Genomic DNA, 21573 nt, shown 5'->3' with positions numbered 1-21573 from the left:
TTTTACGTTGTTAAGAGGGCGCGTGCATGGCTGAGGCGAAATTTCTGAATGGCAATCTGTTTGGTCATGTGACGGTGATGTCGCTGACCGCCTCGCTGGGGTTGATGGCGGTTTTTATTGTCGATTTTGTCGACATGATCTTTATCTCGATGCTGGGGAAGACAGAGCTGGCGGCGGCGATTGGATATGCCGGGGCGATCCTGTTTTTTACCACCTCCTTTGGCATTGGTCTTGGCATTGCGGCGGGGGCCTTGGTGGCGCGGGCTCTGGGCGCGGATGACGCAGAGCTGGCCCGCGAAAGGACCACACATGCGCTGAGTTATGGGTTTGTTTTTGCTGTAATATTTTCGGTTCTGGTCTGGTTGTCGCTGGGGCATCTGGTGGCGCTTTTAGGCGCGAGTGGCGAGACGGCGGCCCTTGCGGTGCATTTCCTGCAGATCATTGTGCCCTCAATGCCCTTCCTGATCCTTGGGATGATGGGCAGTGCGGTTTTGCGGGCCCATGGGGATGCTCGCCGCGCGATGATGGCAACGATTGCGGGGGGTGTTGTGAATGCTGCGCTGGACCCGATTTTGATCTTTGGGCTTAATCTGGAACTTACCGGGGCGGCGATTGCATCGGTGGCGGCACGGCTGACGATTTGCGCCATGGCGCTTTGGCCGTTGGTCAAGATTTACGGCGGCATCACCTGGCCCCGACCCAAAGGCATGTTGCGTGATCTAAGCCCGATTTTGGCCATCGCATTCCCCACCATTCTTGCGCAGATCGCCACCCCCGTGGGGCAGGCGTTTGTGACACGTTCTATGGCCGGCTACGGTGAGGAAGCGATTGCCGGTATGGCGATTGTGGGCCGTTTGACGCCGGTGGCGTTTGGCGTGGTTTTTGCGCTGTCCGGCGCTGTGGGGCCGATCATCGGGCAGAATTATGGTGCCGGTAACATGGCGCGGGTGCGGGCCGGGTTCAACGCAGCGGTGATCTTTGTCGCGGTTGTGATTCTGCTGGTTTCGACGGTTTTGTTTCTGGCACGGGGCGCGATTGCAGAACTGTTTGGCGCAACCGGGCTGACGCGCGATCTGATCTATCTGTTTTGCGGGCCGCTTTCGCTGGCGTTCTTTTTTCCGGGTGTGTTGTTCGTGTCCAACGCGGCCTTTAACAATCTGGGCCAGCCGTTTCTGTCGACCTTTACCAACTGGGGGCGCAATGCGGTTGCGCTGATCCCCTTGGTGTTCATTGGGTCATGGGCCTTTGGCGCGCAGGGAGTGTTGATTGGTCAGGCCCTTGCTGGCGTGATCTTCGGTATTGTGGCCTGGGTTCTGGCGCTGCGGGTGATCGAGCGTGGCGGGGCACCGGAGCGGACCAGACAGGAGCTGTTTGGCCGCGAGGGACGTTTGATGACCCTATTCCACGCGCGCAGATAGCCGCGCAAGGTGGTGATCCACCAGCGCGGTTTCCGCAGTGGTCAGGACCTTGTGGCGCGGGTATTGCGGCGCGGCGCGGTCGTTCAGAATGGGGGTGTCCCAGCCGTCGGTGGTGTCAAAAAACGCCTGAACCCCGTCTTCGCCGAACTCGCGCAGGAATCCTTGCACAACAACATCCAGATAGCTGAGGATGATGGTGTTGGCGGTGGTGTGCCCCTGTTGTGATGCAGGCACGGCATAATGGGCGATGTCGGGGGCCGGTGTCAGCGGATGTTTTACCGCCCCGCCGGAGGAAAGCCGGGCATAGCCGGTTTCGCGCGCATCCAAAGCGGCCCAATCGGCATTCGGCACAGCAGCGATCAAGCCGGAAATTGTGGTTTCAGGATCGAGGGTTACGCTGAGAAACACCCGGTCAAATGCGGCAGAGCGGACCCATGCACGCCGCCATCCGACCAATTGGGCGGGATGGGCGTCCGGGTAGCTGTGGGTGTCACGGTTCACAAGGCTGCCATAGCCAAAGAAGTAAGGGGTCATCAGGTACTCGCGTTGTTTTGCGCTACCAAAGCATGTGGCGGCGGTGGCGACAAGCGCTTGACGGCTCGCGGGGGCACGGCGTACATCAGGGCCCAGATCATGGGAGAATCAGCGACGCTGATGCCGAAGGAGCAACCGCCCCGGAAACTCTCAGGCCCAAGGACCGTGATCTGATGACGACACTCTGGAGAGTGGTGCAGAGGCACCCGCCGAAGGGATAACGATCTCAGGCGAAAGGACAGAGGGGGCATCACACATCGCATGGTGCGATGTCATGATGCCGGTGTTGCCAGAACATCCGGTCAGGGGAGCGACGGATGGAAGATTTACACGCGACAGCGCTTTATGATTTGCACCTGAGCCTTGGGGCCAAGATGGTGCCCTTTGCCGGGTATTCGATGCCGGTGCAATATCCGCTTGGTGTGATGAAAGAGCATCTGCATTGCCGCGCGGCTGCCGGGTTGTTTGACGTCAGCCATATGGGGCAGGTGATTCTGTCGGGGGCCTCCTGGGAGGCTGTGGCGCTGGCGTTTGAGACATTGGTGCCAATGGATGTGCTGGGGCTGGGCGATGGTCGTCAGCGCTATGGGTTTTTCACCAATGACGCAGGCGGGATCGAGGACGATCTGATGTTTGCCCGGCGCGGTGATGATTTGTTTGTTGTGGTCAATGCGGCCTGCAAGGAGGCGGATATCGCGCGGATGCGCGCCGCGCTGGAGCCAGAGGTGACGGTGACAGAGCTGACCGACCGCGCCTTGATCGCGTTGCAAGGCCCGCAGGCGGTTGATGTGGTGGCCGAGATGGACGCCCGCGCCGCCGGGATGACCTTTATGGATATTGCGGATCTGGATCTGGACGGGAGCGCCGTATGGGCGTCGCGGTCCGGCTATACCGGTGAAGACGGGGTTGAGATTTCAGTGCCTGCTGCCGAGGCAGAGACGCTGGCGCGGAAGTTGCTGGAACATGACAGTGTAGAGGCCATTGGTCTGGGGGCACGCGATTCGCTGCGTCTGGAGGCGGGGCTGTGCCTTTATGGAAATGATATTGATGCGGGGACCACACCGGTTGAAGGGGCGCTCAACTGGGCCATTCAAAAGGTGCGCCGTTCAGGTGGCGCGCGCGCGGGCGGTTTTCCGGGGGCCTCTGTCATTCTGGCGCAGCTGGCCGAAGGTGCCAGCCGCAAGCGGGTTGGGCTGCGCCCCGAGGGCCGCGCGCCGATGCGCGAAGGTGTGGTGTTGTTCGACGCGGCCGAGGCGGGCCGGGAAGTTGGTGTTGTGACATCCGGCAGCTTTGGTCCCACGGTCGAGGGGCCGGTTGCGATGGGCTATGTTGCGACGGAGGCCAGCGGTGTCGGCACGGCACTATGGGGTGAGGTCCGGGGCAAGCGGTTGCCTTTAACCGTTGCCAAGCTGCCGTTTGTTGCGGCAAATTTCAAACGATAATCAAAACGGGGAAACCAGAGATGAAGTTTACTGAAGAGCATGAATGGCTGCGTGAGGAAGATGGCGAAATGGTTGTGGGGATCACAATCCATGCGGCCGAGCAATTGGGCGATGTGGTGTTTGTGGAATTGCCGGATGAGGGCACCACAGTCAGCAAGGATGACGAGGTTGTGGTCATCGAAAGTGTGAAGGCCGCATCGGATATTCTGGCCCCGGTTGACGGTGAGATCACTGAGGTGAACAGCGCGCTGACTGATAATCCCAGCATGGTGAATGATGACCCGCAGGGGGAGGCCTGGATGTTCAAGATGAAGATCAGCGATCCGTCGCAGATGGATGAATTCATGAATGAAGCGGCCTATCAGAAGTTCATCGGCTAGGCCCGGAGCGGCCAGCAGGATTGAGTTTAAAGGCAAGATGAAGTCAGGGGCTGCGCAGATCAGGCGCGGTGCCGGCTTGGATAAATGAGGATGACACAATGACTTTCAAGCCGACAGATTACTTGCCCTATGACTTTGCCAACCGTCGACATATCGGTCCGTCACCGGCGGAAATGTCTGATATGTTGAAGGTGGTTGGTGCGGGATCGCTGGCCGAATTGATTGACGATACGGTGCCAGCGGCCATCCGCATGGAGGGGCAGCTGGATTTCGGCAAGGCCATGTCAGAGCGTGAGGTGTTGGAGCATCTGCGCGTCACGGCATCCAAGAACAAGGTGCTGACCTCGCTGATCGGGCAGGGTTATCACGGGACGGTCACGCCCCCGGCGATTCAGCGCAATATCCTTGAGAATCCGGCATGGTACACGGCCTATACACCCTATCAGCCGGAGATTGCGCAGGGCCGGTTGGAAGCCTTGTTGAACTTTCAGACGATGATTTCGGATTTGACCGGCTTGGAAGTTGCCAATGCGTCCTTGCTGGACGAGGCAACGGCCTGTGCCGAGGCGATGACCATGGCGCAGCGCGTGTCGAAATCCAAAAAGACGGCGTTTTTTGTCGATCAGGATTGTCATCCACAGAATATCGCGGTGATGAAAACCCGCGCGGCACCTTTGGGCATTGAGGTGATTGTCGGCGATCCGGTGGATATGGACGCCGAAGCAGTGTTTGGGGCGATTTTCCAGTATCCGGGCACCTATGGGCATGTGCGAGATTTTACCGATCCGATTGCGGCTCTGCATGAACATAAGGGCATTGGCATTATTTCAGCGGATCCGCTGGCGTTGACGTTGTTGAAAGAGCCCGGTGCGATGGGGGCGGATATCGCGGTGGGATCGACCCAGCGCTTCGGTGTGCCCGAAGGATATGGCGGGCCACATGCCGCCTATATGTCGTGTAAGGATGCGTACAAGCGGACGATGCCGGGGCGGATTGTCGGTGTATCGATTGATGCCCATGGCAACCGTGCCTATCGTTTGTCCCTGCAAACCCGCGAACAGCATATCCGCCGCGAAAAGGCGACATCGAATGTCTGTACCGCGCAGGCCCTGTTGGCGGTTATGGCGTCGATGTATGCCGTGTTCCACGGGCCGGAAGGGTTAAAGGCGATTGCCCAGCGTATCCATCGCAAGACGGCGCGTTTGGCCGAGGGGCTGAAGATGGCGGGTTTTGAAATCCGCCCGGCGACCTATTTTGACACGATCACGGTTGAGGTTGGCCCGTTGCAACAGGCGGTGATGAAATCGGCGGTGGACGAGGGGATCAACCTGCGGGCTGTAGGCGAGACCAGAGTTGGGATTACCCTTGATGAGCGGACGAAGCCCGCGACCATCGAGGCGGTCTGGCGCGCCTTTGGCATCACCAAAGAAGACAAGGATTATACGCCGCATTACCACATGCCGGAAAAGATGGTGCGGCAGACAACCTATCTGACCCATCCGATTTTCCACATGAACCGTGCCGAGACCGAGATGATGCGCTATATGCGCCGTCTTGCGGATCGTGATCTGGCGCTGGATCGGGCGATGATCCCGCTTGGGTCTTGCACGATGAAGTTGAATTCGGCAGCTGAAATGATGCCGGTCAGCTGGCGCGAGTTTTCCCAGATGCACCCCTTTGTGCCGGCGGATCAGGCGGCGGGGTATAAGGAAATGATCGACGATCTGTCCGCCAAGCTGTGTGACATCACCGGCTATGACGCGATTTCCATGCAGCCGAATTCAGGTGCGCAGGGGGAATATGCGGGATTGCTGTCGATTGCCGGATACCACCGTGCAAATGGGGAGGATCAGCGCAACATCTGTCTGATCCCGATGTCGGCGCATGGCACCAACCCAGCAAGTGCGCAGATGGTGGGCTGGAAGGTTGTGGTGATCAAATCCGCTGCCAATGGCGATATTGATCTGGATGATTTCCGCGCCAAGGCAGAAGCGGCGGGCGAGAACCTTGCTGCTTGTATGATCACCTATCCGTCGACCCATGGGGTGTTCGAGGAAACCGTGACCGAGGTGACCAAGATCACCCACGACCACGGCGGGCAGGTCTATATCGACGGGGCCAATATGAATGCCATGGTCGGGTTGTCGCGGCCGGGTGATTTGGGCGGTGATGTCAGTCACCTGAACCTGCACAAGACCTTCTGCATTCCGCATGGCGGCGGTGGGCCCGGCATGGGGCCGATTGGTGTGAAGGCACATCTGGTGCCGCATTTGCCCGGCGATCCGAACGCGGGTGGCAATGCGGTATCGGCGGCACCCTTTGGATCACCCTCGTTGTTGCCGATTTCATGGTCTTATTGCCTGATGATGGGTGGTGAGGGTCTGACACAGGCGACACGGGTGGCGATCCTGAATGCCAACTACATCGCCAAGCGGTTGGAAGGCGCGTTTGACGTGTTGTATCGCGGGCCAACAGGGCGGGTGGCGCATGAGTGCATTCTGGACGTGCGCCCGTTCGATGATAGCGCCGGTGTGACGGTGGACGATATCGCCAAACGTCTGATTGATTGTGGTTTCCACGCGCCGACGATGTCATGGCCGGTGGCTGGTACGCTGATGGTTGAACCAACGGAGAGTGAGACCAAAGCCGAGCTGGACCGGTTCTGCGATGCGATGCTGGCGATCCGCGCCGAGATTGATGCGATCGAAAAAGGCGAGATGGATGCGGTGAATAACCCACTAAAGAACGCGCCGCATACGGTTGAGGATCTGGTGCTGGAATGGGGCGAGCGGCCCTACTCCCGCGAGCAGGGCTGTTTCCCTCCGGGGGCGTTCCGGGTTGATAAATACTGGCCGCCGGTGAACCGTGTGGACAATGTGCATGGGGATCGTAACCTGATCTGCACCTGCCCACCGCTGAGCGATTATGCGGAGGCGGCAGAGTAAGCCGCGGGTAGAAAAAGGCGTGGTGGCGGGGTGACCCCCGCCCTACGGCTGCTCCAGCAGGAAGGCAAAGACCTTTTTCAGGCGATTCCATGTGGTGCGGTCAGGGGCCACCATAAGGTGCCCACTGTGGCGGTCGGCGTTATAGGGGCCGCCATCCAGCATTTCCACATATGCGCCAGCACGTTCACAGATCAGCGCCCCGGCGGCGTGATCCCAGGGATGCAGGGAGGCCGTGAGCAGGAAATCGGCATGGCCCTGTGCGATCATCCGGTATTCATGGGCCGAGCAGCCCAAGGGATGGGTGCGGGCGAAACCGGTCAGGGCGACAGCGAGTTTTGCTTGGTGTTCTTTGGGGAAGATATGCAGCGGTACATAGCCGATCAGCGCGTTCAGCGGCTTGCCCATGCTGGCCTTTAGCGGACGCGGGGATGTGGCGGCGGCGTCCATCATTGCGGGGCTTTCGTCATCAGCAATGACCCAGTCATCATTGACCGGATCATAGATCACGCCGAAGGCGGGCCGGCCAAAGCGGGTCACCGCGATGATCACACCAAACACAGCCATGCCATGGGCATAGTTCCATGTGCCATCGATGGGGTCGATGATGAAGGCCAGCTGTGCATTGGCGATTTCTCCCAATAGCTCGGGGGTGTCAGCGGCGGCTTCCTCCCCCACAATCAGTGCCTCGGGAAAGGCGATTTGCAAGGCGCGGGTGATCATCTGCTCTGCGGCGGTATCCGCGGCGGTGACAAGATCATGCGCGTGGGATTTGGCGCGGATGTCACCGGCGGAAAGGGCGCGAAAACGGGGCATGATCTCTGCCTTGGCCGCGCGGCGGATGATGTTCACGATATGTTGCTGCTGGGCAAGGCTGACGGCCTTGGGCAGGGGGGCGGGTAGGGTGTCGGACATATCCAGTTCCTTCGCTGGTCAGTGTGCCTATTCGCGGGCCCGCAAGACCTGAGCGGGGCGGGCATTCAGGGATCTAAGCGCAAATCCAAGCCCGGCCAGAACACAGGCCAGTACGCCACCTAGGATGATTGCCAGTGCGGAGGGCCAGATCAAGGTGAAATCGGTTTCCATGATATAGGTGCTGACCGCCCAGCCCCCCAAGGCCCCGGCGAAAAGGGCAACCGTGCCTGCGAAAAGCCCCAAGAGAGCGGCCCGCAGAATAAAGCTGGCCGCGATCCGGGCCCGCGATGCGCCGAGGGTTTTCAACACCGCCGCTTCATAGGTGCGGGCATCGGCACCGGCGGCGGCGGCACCAATCAGGACGATGAAGCCGGTCAGCAGGGTGGCAAGCGCGCCGTAGGATGTGGCGGCGGCAAGACCGGCCAGAACGGAGGCAACCCGGTCTATGGCGTCACGCACACGGATGGCGGTGATGTTGGGATAGGCGCTGGCAAGGTCGCGCAGGATGGCGGTTTCGGCCTGCTCTTCGGCATAGACGGTTGAAATGAAGGTATGGGGCGCACCGGCCAGCGCGGCGGGGTTCATCGTCAGGATGAACCCGATGCCTGCGGTCGAAAAATCAACCTCGCGGAAAGAGGTGATGGTGCCGGTGATGTCGCGGCCAAGGATGTTGATCGTCAATGTGTCACCAAGGACAAGGCCCATTTCCTCGGCCTCTTCAGCGGCGAAGCTGATCAGTGGCGGGCCGGTGTAATCTTTGGGCCACCATTCGCCGGCGGTGATTTTTGTTTCTGTATCAGGGGTTTCTGCATAGGTGACGCCGCGATCGCCGCGCACCACCCAGTGATCACCCGCCACCTCAGCCGCAGGAATGCCGTTGATCTGTGTGACCACGCCGCGCAGCATTGGCACGCTTTGGATGCGCGACACGGCGGGATCGTTTTCCAGCCGTTCGGTATAGCCGGGCATCTGATCTTTCTGGATGTCGACAAAGAAATAGGAGGGTGCGACATCGGGCAGGTTGCCGGTGATGGCGTTGCGCAGGTTGCCGTCGATCTGGCCCACGGCGGCGAGGACCGACAGGCCAAGGCCAAGGGAGAGGACCACCGCACCGGCCCCTTCGCCGGTGCCGGAAATTGCTGCCAATGCCCAACGCAGACGAGGGTGACCCCGGGCCAGACGGGCACCCCGGCGGGCAAGAAAGCGGATCAGCAGGGCCGCCAGCGACAGGATCAGCAAGGCACCGGCGATGCCGCCAAGAGTCCAGAGCGTGAGGAACCACGAACCGTTAAACCAACCGGCCAGCGCAATCAGGGTTGCCGCGATCAGGGTGATCACAACAAGGTAGCGCGGTGCGGGCAGGCGCGGGGTGCCGGACCATGCATCGCGAAACAGAGTAGCGGCGCGCACGTCTTCACTGCGCGCAAGTGGCCAAAGGGTGAAGGCCAGTGCGGTCAGCAGCCCGTAAAGACCCGCTTCGATCAAGGGGCGGGGGTAAAGGGCGAATGTGGTTGGCAGGGGCAGGCGGGCCTCGATCAGCGGGGAGAGCAGCATAGGGACAGCCGCACCAAGCGTCAGGCCGATGGCGACACCCAGCAGGGATAAGATGCCGATCTGAATGAAATAGGTTTGAAAGATCGTGGTGCGATCCGCCCCGAGCGCCCGCAGGGTGGCGATGGTGCCGGTTTTGCCGTTCAGATAGGCGCGCACCGCTGCTGACACACCAACCCCGCCGACAGCCAGACCGGAGAGGCCAACCAGCACCAGAAACGCGCTGAGCCGCCGGACAAATTGCGCCACACCGGGGGCACCGTTGCGGGCATCGGTCCAGCGCATGCCGCTGTTGGTGAATTGTTCCTTGGCATCGGTTTCGAGGGCTTCGAGGTCCGTGTCGGGTGGCAGATCAAGGCGGTATTTGCTGTTGAACAGGGTGCCGGAGGCGAGCAGCCCCGCCCCCTCAAGCGCGTCACGGTAGAGCAGGGTGCGCGGACCAAGGGCAAAACCGCTGGCGGCGGAATCTGGTTCGCGGGTTAGCAGCGCGGAGAAACGATAGGTCTTGGTACCCAGTTGAAATGTATCACCGGGTGAGAGGCCCAGCCGGTCGGAGAGGGCACGCTCCATCACGGCACCTGCGATGCCGTCGGCGGTGGCAAGCGCCTGCGTCAGCGGCATGTCGGGCGACAGCGCAACGGTGCCGACCAGCGGGTAAGCATCATCAATCGCTTTGATCTGGGTCAGGGCGCGTTCATCACCGACCACAGCCATGGAGCGGAATTCGGCGATTTCTGACACACGGGTGGCGCGGGCCTGCATCCAGTCGCGCTCTTCCGGTGTGGCAAAGCGGAAGGTAAAGTCGAGCTCTGCCGCGCCGCCCAGTATTGCGGCCCCTTCACGTTCGAGCCCGGCCTCGATTGCGGAGCGCACGGAACCAACCGCAGCGATGGCCGCAACACCAAGGGCGAGACAGGCAAGGAACAAGCGAAAGCCGCGCAGACCGCCGCGCATCTCGCGCCGTGCGAAACGGGCGGCAAGACGCAGACTCATGCGATTTTCCCGTCGGCTAGATTGACCGCGCGGTCACAGCGTTGGGCAAGGGTCGGGTCATGGGTGACCAGCACCAAGGTGGCACCGTATTGGTCGCGCAGATCAAACAGCAGATCCATGATTGCGGCCCCATTTTTGCTGTCCAGATTGCCAGTGGGTTCATCCGCCAAGAGGATCGCAGGGCGCGGTGCGCAGGCTCGGGCGAGGGCCACACGTTGTTGTTCACCCCCTGACATCTGCGCCGGGTAGTGATCAAGGCGGTGGCCAAGACCGACGGTTTTCAACGCCTCTGTCGCCCGCTCAAAGGCATCTGTGACGCCTGCAAGTTCCAAAGGTGTGGCGACGTTTTCAAGAGCGGTCATTGTTGGAATCAGGTGAAAGGACTGGAACACAATGCCCATGCGGCCCTGACGGAAACGGGCAAGATCGTCCTCTGACATGGTGGTGAGGTTCTGGCCCAGGGCGGTGACGGTGCCACCGGTCGCCTGTTCCAATCCGCCCATCACCATCAGCAAGGAGGATTTGCCGGAACCGGAGGGGCCGGTCAGGGCGAGGGTTTCGCCAGCTTGCACATCCAGTGAAATGCCGCGCAGAATGTCGACGGGTCCGGCATTGCCTTTCAGGGAAAGAACCACATCTGAAAGGTGAAAGACTGGATCGGACATGGGCGGCCTTTGTTTTTGGGTTCCTTTGGATATGGAGGTTTACGGCAGATGCGCAAGGCGTTGGCAGGGATTGTTTTCATTTTGGCAGGGCTGGGGCAGGCGGGGGCCGCATTGGCCGAGGAAGTGGTGATTGCCGCCCTTGGGGACAGCCTGACCCAAGGCTATGGATTGCCCGCAGAACAAGGGTTTGTTCCGCAGTTACAGGCATGGCTGGATGCGCAGGGGGCAGAAGTGCGGCTGATCAACGCAGGGGTGTCGGGGGATACCACGGCGGGTGGCTTGTCGCGGGTGGCCTGGACATTGACGCCAGAAGTGGACGGGATGATCGTGGCGTTGGGGGGCAATGACCTGCTGCGCGGGTTGGGACCGGAGCAGGCGCGCAGCAACATTGACGGGATTTTGCAGGCCGCCGAGGCAGCTGCGGTCGAGGTTTTGTTGATCGGCATGCAGGCACCGGGAAATTTTGGCCCCGCCTATAAATCGCAGTTTGATGCGATCTATCCCGAGCTGGCGAAAGAATACGGCAGCGGTTTTCTGGAAAGTTTCTTTGCCGGGATGAGCGAAGTAGGCGACATCACCAACCCGTTGAGTTTGCGGGCATATTTTCAGGCGGATGGGGTGCATCCCAATGCGGAAGGTGTGGCATTAATCGTGGCGCAGGTTGGGCCAAAAGTTCTGGCATTGATTGATGAAATAATAGGCTGATTGCACCAATACATCCCAATGGTTGGTAAAATTTATCGCTCAAAATAATTTTACCAGTTGATAAAAAAATCATTCCGTGTGAGCGTTTTCCCGTATCCAGCAAGCAATAGGGTGAGCCAGATGGGATCAGACGTTTTTCAAGAAGGTATTGTCGCGGGGCGTTTGGACCCTGACAGCTATGACGCACATTTCTCGGATCTGCATCCGCGACTGGACCCGCATGAGGCTCTGGTGGCGGCAGATCGCTGTTACTTTTGTCATGATGCGCCCTGCATCACAGCCTGTCCCACGGACATCGATATTCCCTTGTTCATTCGCCAGATTGCCACGGGTACACCGGATGCGGCAGCGAAAACAATCCTGACCCAGAACATCATGGGCGGCATGTGCGCGCGGGTTTGCCCGACCGAGACCCTGTGTGAGGAAGCCTGTGTACGTGAAGCGGCAGAGGGCAAGCCGGTGTTGATCGGGCAATTGCAGCGCTATGCAACCGACCATCTGCAGGAACAGGGTGTGCATCCCTTCACGCGGGCGACAGCCACGGGCAAGACGGTTGCCGTGGTGGGCGCAGGGCCAGCGGGATTGTCCTGTGCACACCGTCTGGCGATGCTGGGGCATGATGTGGTGGTGATGGACGCCGCCGCCAAGCCCGGCGGGCTGAACGAATATGGCATTGCGACCTACAAGACCACAGGCGGGTTCGCACAGGATGAGGTGGAATGGCTGCTGAAAATCGGCGGAATCACCATGCAATATGGTGTGGCGCTGGGCGATGGTGTGATGCTGGACGGGTTGCAGGCCGAGTATGACGCGGTTTTCCTTGGTGTGGGGCTGGGCGGTGTCAATGCGCTGGGCGCGGATGGTGAGGATAAGGCCGGTGTGCTGGATGCGGTGGATTTCATTGCAGAGCTGCGGCAGGCGAGTGATGTGGCAAGCGTGCCCATCGGGCGCGACGTTGTGGTGATCGGCGGCGGGATGACGGCGGTGGATGCGGCTGTGCAGGCCAGGCTGTTGGGCGCGTTGAACGTGACGCTGGTGTACCGGCGCGGGCGCGACCGTATGAACGCAAGCGTGTTTGAACAGGATCTGGCCGCCAGCAAGGGCGTGCGGATCGTGACCCATGCGGTGCCGGTGGCGGTGCATGGCAATGGCGCGGTGCGCGAGATTGAATTTGAATATGTTGATGATGCGATGAAGGGCACGGGGCAGATGCTACGCCTGCCAGCGGATCAGGTGTTCAAGGCAATCGGCCAGACGCTGGAAGACGAAGGGCTGCCCGCGCTGGAGGGGCGCAAGATCAAGGTTTCCGAAACGGGGCAAACTTCGGTGAAAGGCATCTGGGCAGGTGGGGATTGCGCCAGTGGTGGCGACGATCTGACCGTGACAGCGGTGGCCGAGGGCCGTGATGCGGCGATGGATATTCACGCAGTGTTGAGCGCGTAGGGGAGAGAGATATGGCTGATCTGACAAGCAACTTCATCGGGATCAAATCCCCCAACCCGTTCTGGCTGGCCTCTGCGCCGCCGACGGACAAGGAATACAATGTGCGCCGCGCCTTTGATGCCGGATGGGGCGGTGTGGTGTGGAAAACACTGGGGCTGGACCCGCATGTGGTGAATGTGAACGGGCCACGCTATGGTGCGATTTACGGGGCGGACCGGCGATTGCTGGGATTGAACAACATCGAGTTGATCACCGACCGCCCGTTGCAGACCAATCTGGACGAGATTAAACTGGTGAAACGTGACTATCCTGATCGGGCGATGATTGTCTCCTTGATGGTGCCTTGCGAGGAAGAGCCGTGGAAATTTATCTTGCCGCAGGTGGAAGAGACCGGCGCGGATGGTGTCGAGCTGAACTTTGGTTGCCCGCACGGGATGTCAGAGCGCGGCATGGGCGCGGCGGTAGGGCAGGTGCCGGAATATATTGAAATGGTGACGCGCTGGGTGAAGTCGCACACGCGGATGCCGGTGATTGTCAAACTGACGCCGAACATCACCGATGTGCGTAAACCGGCAGCGGCAGCGCTGGCGGGAGGCGCGGATGCGGTTTCGCTGATCAACACCATCAATTCGATCACCAGTGTGGACCTTGATCTGTTTGCGCCAGAGCCGACGATTGACGGCAAGGGCGCGCATGGTGGCTATTGCGGGCCGGCGGTGAAACCGATTGCGCTGAACATGGTGGCGGAAATTGCGCGGGATGCGGAATTGCAGGGCCTGCCGATCAGCGGGATTGGCGGGGTGACCAACTGGCGCGACGCGGCGGAGTTCATGGCGCTGGGTGCGGGCAATGTGCAGGTCTGTACAGCGGTAATGACCTACGGCTTTAAGATTGTTGAGGAAATGATCAGCGGTTTGTCCGAATATATGGATGATAAGGGCATGACATCGGTAGATGAAATTGTTGGTCGCGCGGTGCCGAATGTCACCGACTGGAACCAGCTGAACCTGAATTACGTGGCCAAGGCGGTGATCAATCAGGATCTGTGCATTTCCTGCGGGCGGTGCTTTGCCGCCTGCGAGGACACCAGCCATCAGGCGATTGCCATGACCGAAGACCGCACATTTAGTGTGATCGATGACGAATGCGTGGCCTGCAACCTTTGTGTGAATGTTTGCCCGGTTGAGGATTGTATCACGATGGAGGCAATGACGCCGGGCACAACTGACCCGCGTACCGGAAAGGTGGTCCAGCAGGAATACGCCAACTGGACAACGCATCCCAACAATCCGTCGGCGTCTGCTGCGGAGTAACCTTTGGCCTGACCCTATGCGACGTCTGCGTTTGATTTCAGGAACGGGGAAGTCGGCAAAGGGTCAGGCATTTCAACCGCTGGCAAATCCGGCCCGAGGGGCAGTTTGATGGGGCTTTCCCGTTCCCCGTCAACCTGCGTCTGTGCGTTGATCACAGAGCCGCCGGTTGCTTTTGCGGGTTGCGCCCATTTTGCGCTGCCTTTGGACTGAAACAGAGCAACATTCTGCGCCTGACGGCTGGACCCTGCACCCGAGCCACTGAACGAGGTTGCATTGCCGGAAGACTCTGAAGAACCGCCAGTCGGAACCGCAGCGATCGGTGCCGCTGCTGCCGGGGCTTCGGCAGGCAGGGCCGATGCCGCAGGAGCGGTAGGGAACGGATTGCTTAGTAATATCGAACTCATTGGAAGCTCCAATTTTGAAGTCTGGAGCCCGCCACCCATGTGAAGTTTCAGGGATTTTCCTAAACGAATGCTTAACACCAACCTCAAATCGCAAAGATGGTGAATGACCTGTAAAGAGCGTGGAGGGGGGGTGATTACCCGCGCAGCAGCCTGCGAAACATCGTGTCCAGATGCGCGGCAGCCCCGGCAAAAGGGGCGTCACCCTCGCCCAGAAGCAAGCTGACCTGTGCTTCGAAATCGGCATAATGCTGGGTGCTGGACCAGATCGAGAAGATCAGATGGCGCGGGTCGAGCGGGGGCAGGCGACCCTGATCGATCCAGTTCTGGATCAGAGCGCATTTTTCATCGAATAGAGGTTTGAGGTTGGTTTCAAGTTCGGGGCGCATGCGCGGTGCCCCTTGCAGAATTTCGCCCGCAAAGAGGCGGCTTTCGCGGGGGAATTCCTGTGTCATATCCAATTTGCGATGCACATATCCCATGATTTCCTCAACCGGATCACCAGTTGGGTCCATCTTGACCAGTGGATCCAGCCAGTTTTTCATCAGCTGGTTCAACAGGGTGACATGGATGCTTTCCTTGCCGTCGAAATAATAGAGGATGTTGGGTTTGCTGAGTCCTGCTTGCGCTGCGATCTGGTCCAACGTGGCCCCGCGATAGCCGTGGCGGGAAAATACATCCAATGCGGCATCAAGGATGACACGTCGGTTGCGCTGCTGGATGCGGCTTGGCTTCTTCTCGGCATCCTTTGGCATTGGCGTTCCCCCGCAGTTGCCTGAAATCTATGCATTTACCTATCAGTGGCGCAAGTGTCCCTAAAGCAGTTCTTGACAGAGGCAAGTCTAACCGCAATCGTGTCTTTACCAAATGGTAAAATTTACCGTGCCCACGCCAGCCAAAGGAGCCAGCAATGCCCGCACCTGGAGAGAACCTCAAGATCAATCCCGACCGCTTGTGGGACAGCTTGATGGAGATGGCCAAGATCGGGCCCGGCGTAGCGGGGGGTAACAACCGCCAGACTCTGACCGATGAAGACGGTGAAGGCCGCGCCTTGTTTCAAAGGTGGTGTGAAGAGGCGGGGTGCAGCATGGGGCTGGACCAGATGGGCAATATGTTTGCGCGCCGCGAGGGCACCGACCCGGATGCCCTGCCGGTTTATGTGGGATCACATCTGGATACCCAGCCGACGGGCGGGAAATATGACGGGGTGCTGGGTGTGCTGGCGGGGTTGGAGATTATCCGAACCCTGAATGATTTGGGGGTGAAGACCAAACATCCGATTGTGGCGACCAATTTCACCAACGAAGAGGGCACGCGATATGCGCCGGCGATGCTGTCGTCGGGGGTGTTTGCGGGGATCCATACGCAGGATTGGGCATATGACCGGGTGGATGCCGAGGGCAAGACGTTCGGTGACGAGCTGAAGCGGATCGGTTGGCGCGGTGAGGAAGAGGTAGGCGCGCGCAAGATGCATGCCTTCTTTGAGCTGCATATCGAACAGGGGCCGATTTTGGAGGCCGAGGGCAAAGACATTGGCGTGGTCACCCATGGTCAGGGGTTGAGCTGGACGCAAGTGACTGTGACAGGCAAGGACAGTCACACCGGATCAACGCCGATGCCGCTGCGCAAGAATGCAGGGTTGGGCATGGCGCGGATCCTGGAGAAGGTCGAGGAGATCGCATGGAGCCATGCGCCCCATGCGGTGGGGGCGGCGGGGCATATCGATGTTTATCCGAACTCGCGCAATGTGATCCCCGGTAAGGTGGTGTTTACGGTTGATTTCCGCTCGCCCGAGTTGGCGGTGATCGAAGATATGGAAGCGCGGCTGCGTTTCGAGGGGCAGAAGATTGCCGATGATATGGGGATGGAGATCGCGTTTGAAAAGGTTGGCGGATTTGATCCGGTCGCCTTTGACGAGAGCTGTGTGAGCGCGGTGCGGGATGCGGCGGAACGCTTGGGGTATTCCCATATGAACCTGATTTCCGGGGCGGGGCATGATGCCTGCTGGATCAACCGCGTGGCCCCGACTGCAATGGTAATGTGCCCTTGTGTGGACGGGCTAAGCCATAATGAGGCGGAAGAGATTTCCAAGGAGTGGGCGCAGGCGGGCACAGATGTGCTGATGCATGCGGTTGTGGAGACGGCGGAGGTTGTGGGGTGAATCCTTTTGTATGAGGTTTCACTAGAATTTGAAAATTCTTGCGCTTTCGGAGAGGGCGGTTTGGCTTTGAGAGGTTGACTGGGGCGCTGCCCCAGACCCCGGAGGTTAAAGGCAAGATGAAGATGGGAGACAGACGATGAGCAAGGTGATCAAAGGCGGGCAGGTGTGTACGGCGGACCGGACGTGGAAGGCCGATGTGCTGATCGAGGGGGAGAAGATTGTTCAGATCGGGGAGAATCTGAAGGGCGATGAATATATTGACGCCGAGGGTGCCTATGTGATCCCCGGCGGGATTGATCCGCACACCCATCTGGAAATGCCGTTCATGGGGACCACGGCAGCAGAGACATTCGAGACCGGCACATGGGCGGCGGCCTGTGGCGGGACCACCATGGTGGTGGATTTCTGTCTGCCGGGGGCGGATGGCAGCATCAAGAATGCGATCAATGAATGGCACCGCAAGTCCGCACCGCAGATTTGTTCCGACGTTGGCTATCATATGGCGATCACCGGTTGGGACGAGAATGTCTTTAACGAAATGAAAGACGCCGTGGATATGGGCGTTAATTCCTTCAAGCATTTCATGGCCTATAAGGGCGCATTGATGATTGAAGATGACGAGATGTTTGCGTCGTTCAAGCGCTGCGCCGAACTGGGTGCGCTGCCGATGGTGCATGCGGAAAACGGTGATCTGGTGGCGGAGCTTCAGCAGAAGTATTTTGATCAGGGGATCACCGGGCCGGAGGGACATGCCTATTCGAGGCCGCCGGAGTTGGAAGGCGAGGCGGCGAACCGGGCGATCACCATTGCCGATACCGCAGGGGTTCCATTGTATATCGTGCATGTGTCCTGTGAGCAGACCCATGAGGCCATTCGTCGTGCGCGGCAAAAGGGCATGCGGGTCTATGGTGAGCCGTTGATCCAGTTTCTGACCTTGGATGAGAGCGAGTATTTCAACAAGGATTGGGACCATGCGGCGCGCCGGGTGATGTCACCGCCGTTCCGGTCAAAGGATCATCAGGATTCGCTTTGGGCGGGCTTGCAGGCGGGGTCCTTGCAGGTGGTGGCAACAGATCATGCGGCGTTCAATACCGAGCAGAAACGGGCGGGGCGGGATGATTTCCGGATCATTCCCAACGGGTCCAATGGGTTGGAAGAGCGGTTGAGCGTGCTGTGGACTGAAGGGGTTGAGACCGGGCGTCTGACGCCGAATGAATTTGTTGCGGCGACCTCGACCAATGTGGCGAAGATCCTAAACACCTATCCGCGCAAGGGGGCGATTGTTGAAGGGGCGGATGCGGATATCGTGGTCTGGGATCCGAAGATCGCCAAGACGATCTCGCCTGCGAACCACCATTCGATTTTGGATTACAATGTGTTTGAAGGCTTCGAGGTGACAGCGAATGCGCGCTATACTCTGAGTCGGGGCGATGTGATCTGGGCCTGGGGGCAGAATTCGCAGCCGCAGCCGGGGCGCGGCAAGTTTATCCCGCGTCCGGCCTTTCCCAGTGCAAACCTGGCCCTGTCGAAATGGAAGGCGCTGACCAGTCCGAAGATGATCAAGCGCGATCCGCTGAATATTCCGGCGGGGATCTAGTTAGCTTGGGACCCGTTCTTCCAGCTCTGGTGTCAGAACAACGCTTTCCTGTTCGTGCGGGTCGGTGCGGGAAATCACTGCGCGGGCTGGTGCGTCAGTCAGGTTCATTGGCAAATGGGGGGTATCTGCGGGGATATAGATCAGATCACCGGCTTCGGCCTTCATGTGGTTTTCGAGATCCTGGCCCCAGTACATCTCGACCTTGCCTTCGAGCATATAGATTGCGGTCTCATGTGTTGCGTGCTTATGCGCCTTGGCTTTCGCTCCGGCGGGGATCGTCAGAAGGTGCATACAAATCGCCCGTGACTGCGTTGTTTCGCGGGCGATCCCTTCGAAATAGTCAAAACCTTGCTTGCCCGAATAGGTGTTTTCAGGGCGTATTTTGCGACATTGTAGGGTCTTAGGCTGAGACAAAGTAGAAACTCCTTAAGAGTAAAAGTTAAATTGGATTGAAATGCTAACCTTAGATAGAAATTCCGATGGGATCACCCCTAAAGCGACAGCCAAGGCGGTTATTTCGGCTGACAGTCTGGATTTGACTTTTGAAACCCGCGATGGGCCGATCCATGCGTTGAAGGATGTGAATCTGGACATCAACGCCGGTGACTTTGTCAGTTTCATCGGGCCCTCGGGGTGTGGCAAGACGACGTTTTTACGAGTGATGGCGGATCTGGAACAGCCGACGGGCGGCAGGGTCACAGTGAATGGGGTGAGCCCCGAGGAAGCCCGCAAGGCGCGCGCCTATGGCTATGTGTTTCAGGCGGCGGGGCTTTACCCATGGCGCACGATTGGGGGCAATATCCGGTTGCCGCTGGAGATTATGGGGATCGCGAAGGATGAGCAGGCCCGGCGGGTCGAGCGGGTGCTGGAGCTGGTCGATCTGGCCGGGTTCGAGCGCAAGTTTCCCTGGCAATTGTCCGGCGGGATGCAGCAGCGGGCAAGCATAGCGCGGGCGCTGTCGTTTGATGCGGATATCCTGTTGATGGATGAACCTTTCGGGGCGCTGGACGAGATTGTGCGCGATCATTTGAACGAACAGCTGCTGAAGCTATGGGCGCGGACGGAAAAGACCATTGCTTTTGTGACCCATTCGATCCCCGAGGCGGTGTATCTGAGCACCAAGATTGTGGTGATGTCGCCAAGGCCGGGGCGGATCACCGATGTGATCGAAAGCACCCTGCCAAAGGAGCGCCCGTTGGAGATACGTGACACGCCGGAGTTTCTGGAGATTGCCCATCGGGTCCGCGAAGGGTTGCGCGCGGGGCATCTGGATGAGTGAGAAGGGCGTTTGCCGGGCAGGCGGGCATGAGTTTATTGGCAAGATGAAGCTGGGGAGGACTCTGTGAAATCGATACTGCCGGTGATGACCGTGGTTGGGGCGGTGCTGCTGTTTTGGATGGTGGCGGTTGTGCCAATGAACATGCATCTGGTCGCGGATCAGGCGCAGCGTGATGGGCTGCCTGTGACGCCAGAGACACCGGTGGAACGGCAAGAATATAGCGGGATTGGGTTGAGCCTGCGCAATTTGCATCTGGTGCCGCTGACCTATGATTTCGTGCGGCCCCGTTTGCCGGCACCACAGCAGGTGGCGGGCGAGATGTATGCCACGATTTTCGAGAAGAAGATCACCTCTAAACGGTCATTGGTCTATCATGGCTGGGTGACGCTGGCACCGACCCTATTGGGGTTCTTCATAGGGACGGGGCTCGGCATTTTGCTGGCGGTTGGGATTGTCTATTCTCGGGTGATGGACCGGTCGGTGATGCCTTGGGCAATTGTCAGCCAGACCATTCCGATTTTGGCGCTGGCCCCGATGGTGATCGTGGTTCTGGGGTCGATGGGAATACAGGGATTGTTTCCCAAGTCGCTGATTGCTGCCTACCTGTCCTTTTTCCCGGTGGTTGTCGGGATGGTGAAAGGGTTGCGGTCGCCGGATGCCATGCAGTTGGACCTGTTGCGCACCTATCATGCATCGAACCGTCAGGGATTTTGGGCGCTCAGGCTGCCCGCCTCGACACCCTATCTGTTTGCCTCGCTCAAGATCGGGATTTCGGCATCTTTGATCGGGACCATCGTGGCGGAATTGCCCACCGGGGCAAAGGCGGGTTTTGGGGCGCGGATGCTGGTGGGGGATCAATATGGTCAACCACTTGTGTCCTGGGCGGCCCTGTTTGCGGCCGCTTTGACGGCGGCGGCGCTGGTTGGGCTGTTTAGTGCAATGGAGCGGGTGACATTGCGACGGATGGGGATGCGGACGGCATGATCTGGACAATTGCAGCATTGATGATCTGGGCACTTGGCTGGTGGGTGAATATCCGTCTGGCCAATGGGCCGGTCTCGGATCATCCAGGGGTAAAGGTGTTGATCCCTGCAATTTTCGGGCTGACCGTTGTGGTGGTCTGGGAGTTGCTGGTGGTCGGGTTCGAGGTCAATCCGGTGATCCTGCCGGCACCGTCGGCGATTGTGGAGCGGCTGTTCAGTGAAGGGCCGCGGCTATGGGCGGATTTCCACCAGACGATCATCAAAGGGGCGATGACCGGTTATGTGATTGGCGGTCTGGCTGCCCTTGGCATTGCGGTGCTGGCGGATCGCTCTGATTTTTTGACGCGGGGGATCTTGCCGGTGGGCAGTTTTATGGCTGCCTTGCCGATTGTCGGTATTGCGCCGATTTTTGTGAAATGGTTCGGCAGTGACTGGGAAAGCAAAGCGGCGGTTGTTGCGGTGATGGTGTTCTTTCCTATTCTGGTGAACACGGTGGCGGGTTTGCGTGAAACATCGGTGATGCAGCGTGATCTGATGCGGACCTATGGCGCGGGCTATTGGCCGACGCTGTTAAAGCTGCGCCTGCCGGCGGCAATGCCGTTCATCTTTAACGGGCTCAAGATTGCGACGACACTGGCGTTGATCGGGGCGATTGTTGCTGAATTTTTCGGCTCGCCGACGGTGGGGATGGGGTTTCGGATCTCGACCAGCTTTGGCCAGCTTGCGCTGGATATGGTTTGGGCCGAGATTGTAATTGCGGCATTGGCTGGCAGTGCGTTTTATGGATTGATGACGTTGATCGAAAAGCGGGTGACATTCTGGCATCCGTCGCAACGCTAGCGTTGTAGGAA

At 59.2% G+C, this 21573-nt stretch carries 19 protein-coding genes and 1 riboswitch; of the genes, 12 read left to right on the top strand and 7 right to left on the bottom strand.

The annotated features are described in order from the left end of the window. Positions 1-26: 26 nt before the first annotated feature. Positions 27-1418: an MATE family efflux transporter gene (locus tag QQL78_RS13410; RefSeq protein WP_284374197.1), complete on the top strand. Its 1392-nt coding sequence runs from the start codon at positions 27-29 to the stop codon at positions 1416-1418. On the opposite strand, the gene QQL78_RS13405 is transcribed toward QQL78_RS13410, so the two are convergent. Further along, on the bottom strand, positions 1398-1952 hold the full coding sequence (locus QQL78_RS13405; protein WP_284374195.1) for a gamma-glutamylcyclotransferase family protein: 555 nt from the start codon (positions 1950-1952) through the stop codon (positions 1398-1400). The genes QQL78_RS13410 and QQL78_RS13405 overlap by 21 nt on opposite strands. A 90-nt stretch (positions 1953-2042) precedes the next feature. Continuing rightward, positions 2043-2128, top strand: a riboswitch (glycine riboswitch). 141 nt (positions 2129-2269) lie between these two features. Here QQL78_RS13405 and gcvT point away from each other — a divergent pair. The 3 genes from gcvT (at position 2270) to gcvP (ending at position 6719) form a co-directional block, all read left to right on the top strand. Continuing rightward, positions 2270-3394: a glycine cleavage system aminomethyltransferase GcvT gene (gcvT, locus tag QQL78_RS13400; protein ID WP_284374194.1), complete on the top strand. Its 1125-nt coding sequence runs from the start codon at positions 2270-2272 to the stop codon at positions 3392-3394. A gap of 20 nt (positions 3395-3414) precedes the next feature. Continuing rightward, entirely contained in the window at positions 3415-3774 is a 360-nt protein-coding gene (gene gcvH, locus QQL78_RS13395) for a glycine cleavage system protein GcvH (protein WP_284374193.1), read from the top strand. Positions 3775-3872: 98 nt separating this feature from the next. Further along, positions 3873-6719 carry an aminomethyl-transferring glycine dehydrogenase gene (gene gcvP / locus QQL78_RS13390; RefSeq protein WP_284374191.1) on the top strand — a complete coding sequence of 949 codons (2847 nt, stop codon included), beginning with the start codon at positions 3873-3875 and terminating at the stop codon, positions 6717-6719. 42 nt (positions 6720-6761) lie between these two features. Here gcvP and QQL78_RS13385 read toward each other — a convergent pair whose 3' ends face one another. Genes QQL78_RS13385 through QQL78_RS13375 form a run of 3 tightly spaced genes read right to left on the bottom strand, consistent with a single transcriptional unit; the run spans position 6762 to position 10840 of the window. After that, positions 6762-7631: an inositol monophosphatase family protein gene (locus tag QQL78_RS13385; protein WP_284374189.1), complete on the bottom strand. Its 870-nt coding sequence runs from the start codon at positions 7629-7631 to the stop codon at positions 6762-6764. Between the two features lie 27 nt (positions 7632-7658). After that, a complete protein-coding gene (locus QQL78_RS13380) occupies positions 7659-10175 on the bottom strand; it encodes an ABC transporter permease (protein ID WP_284374188.1) in 2517 nt (838 codons plus the stop codon). Continuing rightward, the gene (locus tag QQL78_RS13375) at positions 10172-10840 is read right to left on the bottom strand and encodes an ABC transporter ATP-binding protein (protein WP_284374187.1); all 669 of its coding nucleotides are present in this window, start codon (positions 10838-10840) and stop codon (positions 10172-10174) included. The genes QQL78_RS13380 and QQL78_RS13375 overlap by 4 nt, the downstream gene beginning before the upstream one ends. A 48-nt stretch (positions 10841-10888) precedes the next feature. On the opposite strand from QQL78_RS13375, the gene QQL78_RS13370 reads away from it, so the two are divergent. The 3 genes from QQL78_RS13370 (at position 10889) to preA (ending at position 14301) form a co-directional block, all read left to right on the top strand. Then, positions 10889-11545, top strand: coding sequence for an arylesterase (locus tag QQL78_RS13370; protein WP_284374186.1), 657 nt, complete (start codon positions 10889-10891; stop codon positions 11543-11545). Positions 11546-11665: 120 nt separating this feature from the next. Then, the gene (locus QQL78_RS13365; RefSeq protein WP_284374185.1) at positions 11666-12988 is read left to right on the top strand and encodes an NAD(P)-dependent oxidoreductase; all 1323 of its coding nucleotides are present in this window, start codon (positions 11666-11668) and stop codon (positions 12986-12988) included. Positions 12989-12999: 11 nt separating this feature from the next. Beyond that, positions 13000-14301, top strand: coding sequence for an NAD-dependent dihydropyrimidine dehydrogenase subunit PreA (gene preA, locus QQL78_RS13360; protein ID WP_284374184.1), 1302 nt, complete (start codon positions 13000-13002; stop codon positions 14299-14301). Positions 14302-14315: 14 nt separating this feature from the next. On the opposite strand, the gene QQL78_RS13355 is transcribed toward preA, so the two are convergent. After that, complete coding sequence (locus QQL78_RS13355) at positions 14316-14705, bottom strand: hypothetical protein (RefSeq protein ID WP_284374183.1); 390 nt, start codon at positions 14703-14705, stop codon at positions 14316-14318. A 134-nt stretch (positions 14706-14839) separates the two neighbouring features. Beyond that, positions 14840-15457 carry a TetR family transcriptional regulator C-terminal domain-containing protein gene (locus tag QQL78_RS13350; protein ID WP_284374182.1) on the bottom strand — a complete coding sequence of 206 codons (618 nt, stop codon included), beginning with the start codon at positions 15455-15457 and terminating at the stop codon, positions 14840-14842. Between the two features lie 155 nt (positions 15458-15612). On the opposite strand from QQL78_RS13350, the gene QQL78_RS13345 reads away from it, so the two are divergent. Together QQL78_RS13345 and hydA are read left to right on the top strand one after the other, a co-directional pair. Next, positions 15613-16863, top strand: coding sequence for a Zn-dependent hydrolase (locus QQL78_RS13345; protein ID WP_284374181.1), 1251 nt, complete (start codon positions 15613-15615; stop codon positions 16861-16863). Between the two features lie 136 nt (positions 16864-16999). Continuing rightward, on the top strand, positions 17000-18460 hold the full coding sequence (hydA, locus tag QQL78_RS13340) for a dihydropyrimidinase (RefSeq protein ID WP_284374180.1): 1461 nt from the start codon (positions 17000-17002) through the stop codon (positions 18458-18460). Here the strand turns inward: hydA and QQL78_RS13335 are convergent, their stop codons facing one another. After that, complete coding sequence (locus QQL78_RS13335) at positions 18461-18874, bottom strand: cupin domain-containing protein (RefSeq protein WP_284374179.1); 414 nt, start codon at positions 18872-18874, stop codon at positions 18461-18463. 40 nt (positions 18875-18914) lie between these two features. Here QQL78_RS13335 and QQL78_RS13330 point away from each other — a divergent pair, with 40 nt between their 5' ends. From QQL78_RS13330 to QQL78_RS13320, 3 genes are all read left to right on the top strand, one after another. Continuing rightward, a complete protein-coding gene (locus tag QQL78_RS13330; protein WP_284374178.1) occupies positions 18915-19739 on the top strand; it encodes an ABC transporter ATP-binding protein in 825 nt (274 codons plus the stop codon). A 63-nt stretch (positions 19740-19802) separates the two neighbouring features. After that, positions 19803-20723: an ABC transporter permease gene (locus tag QQL78_RS13325; protein WP_284374177.1), complete on the top strand. Its 921-nt coding sequence runs from the start codon at positions 19803-19805 to the stop codon at positions 20721-20723. Then, complete coding sequence (locus tag QQL78_RS13320; RefSeq protein ID WP_284374176.1) at positions 20720-21562, top strand: ABC transporter permease; 843 nt, start codon at positions 20720-20722, stop codon at positions 21560-21562. The genes QQL78_RS13325 and QQL78_RS13320 overlap by 4 nt, the downstream gene beginning before the upstream one ends. Positions 21563-21573 lie beyond the last annotated feature (11 nt).

Origin of the sequence: Sulfitobacter pacificus, from assembly GCF_030159975.1 — a bacterium.
GTDB lineage: Bacteria > Pseudomonadota > Alphaproteobacteria > Rhodobacterales > Rhodobacteraceae > Sulfitobacter > Sulfitobacter pacificus.
The sequence above is the reverse complement of the archived record's forward strand: the minus strand, read 5'-3'. Positions and strand labels throughout refer to the sequence as shown.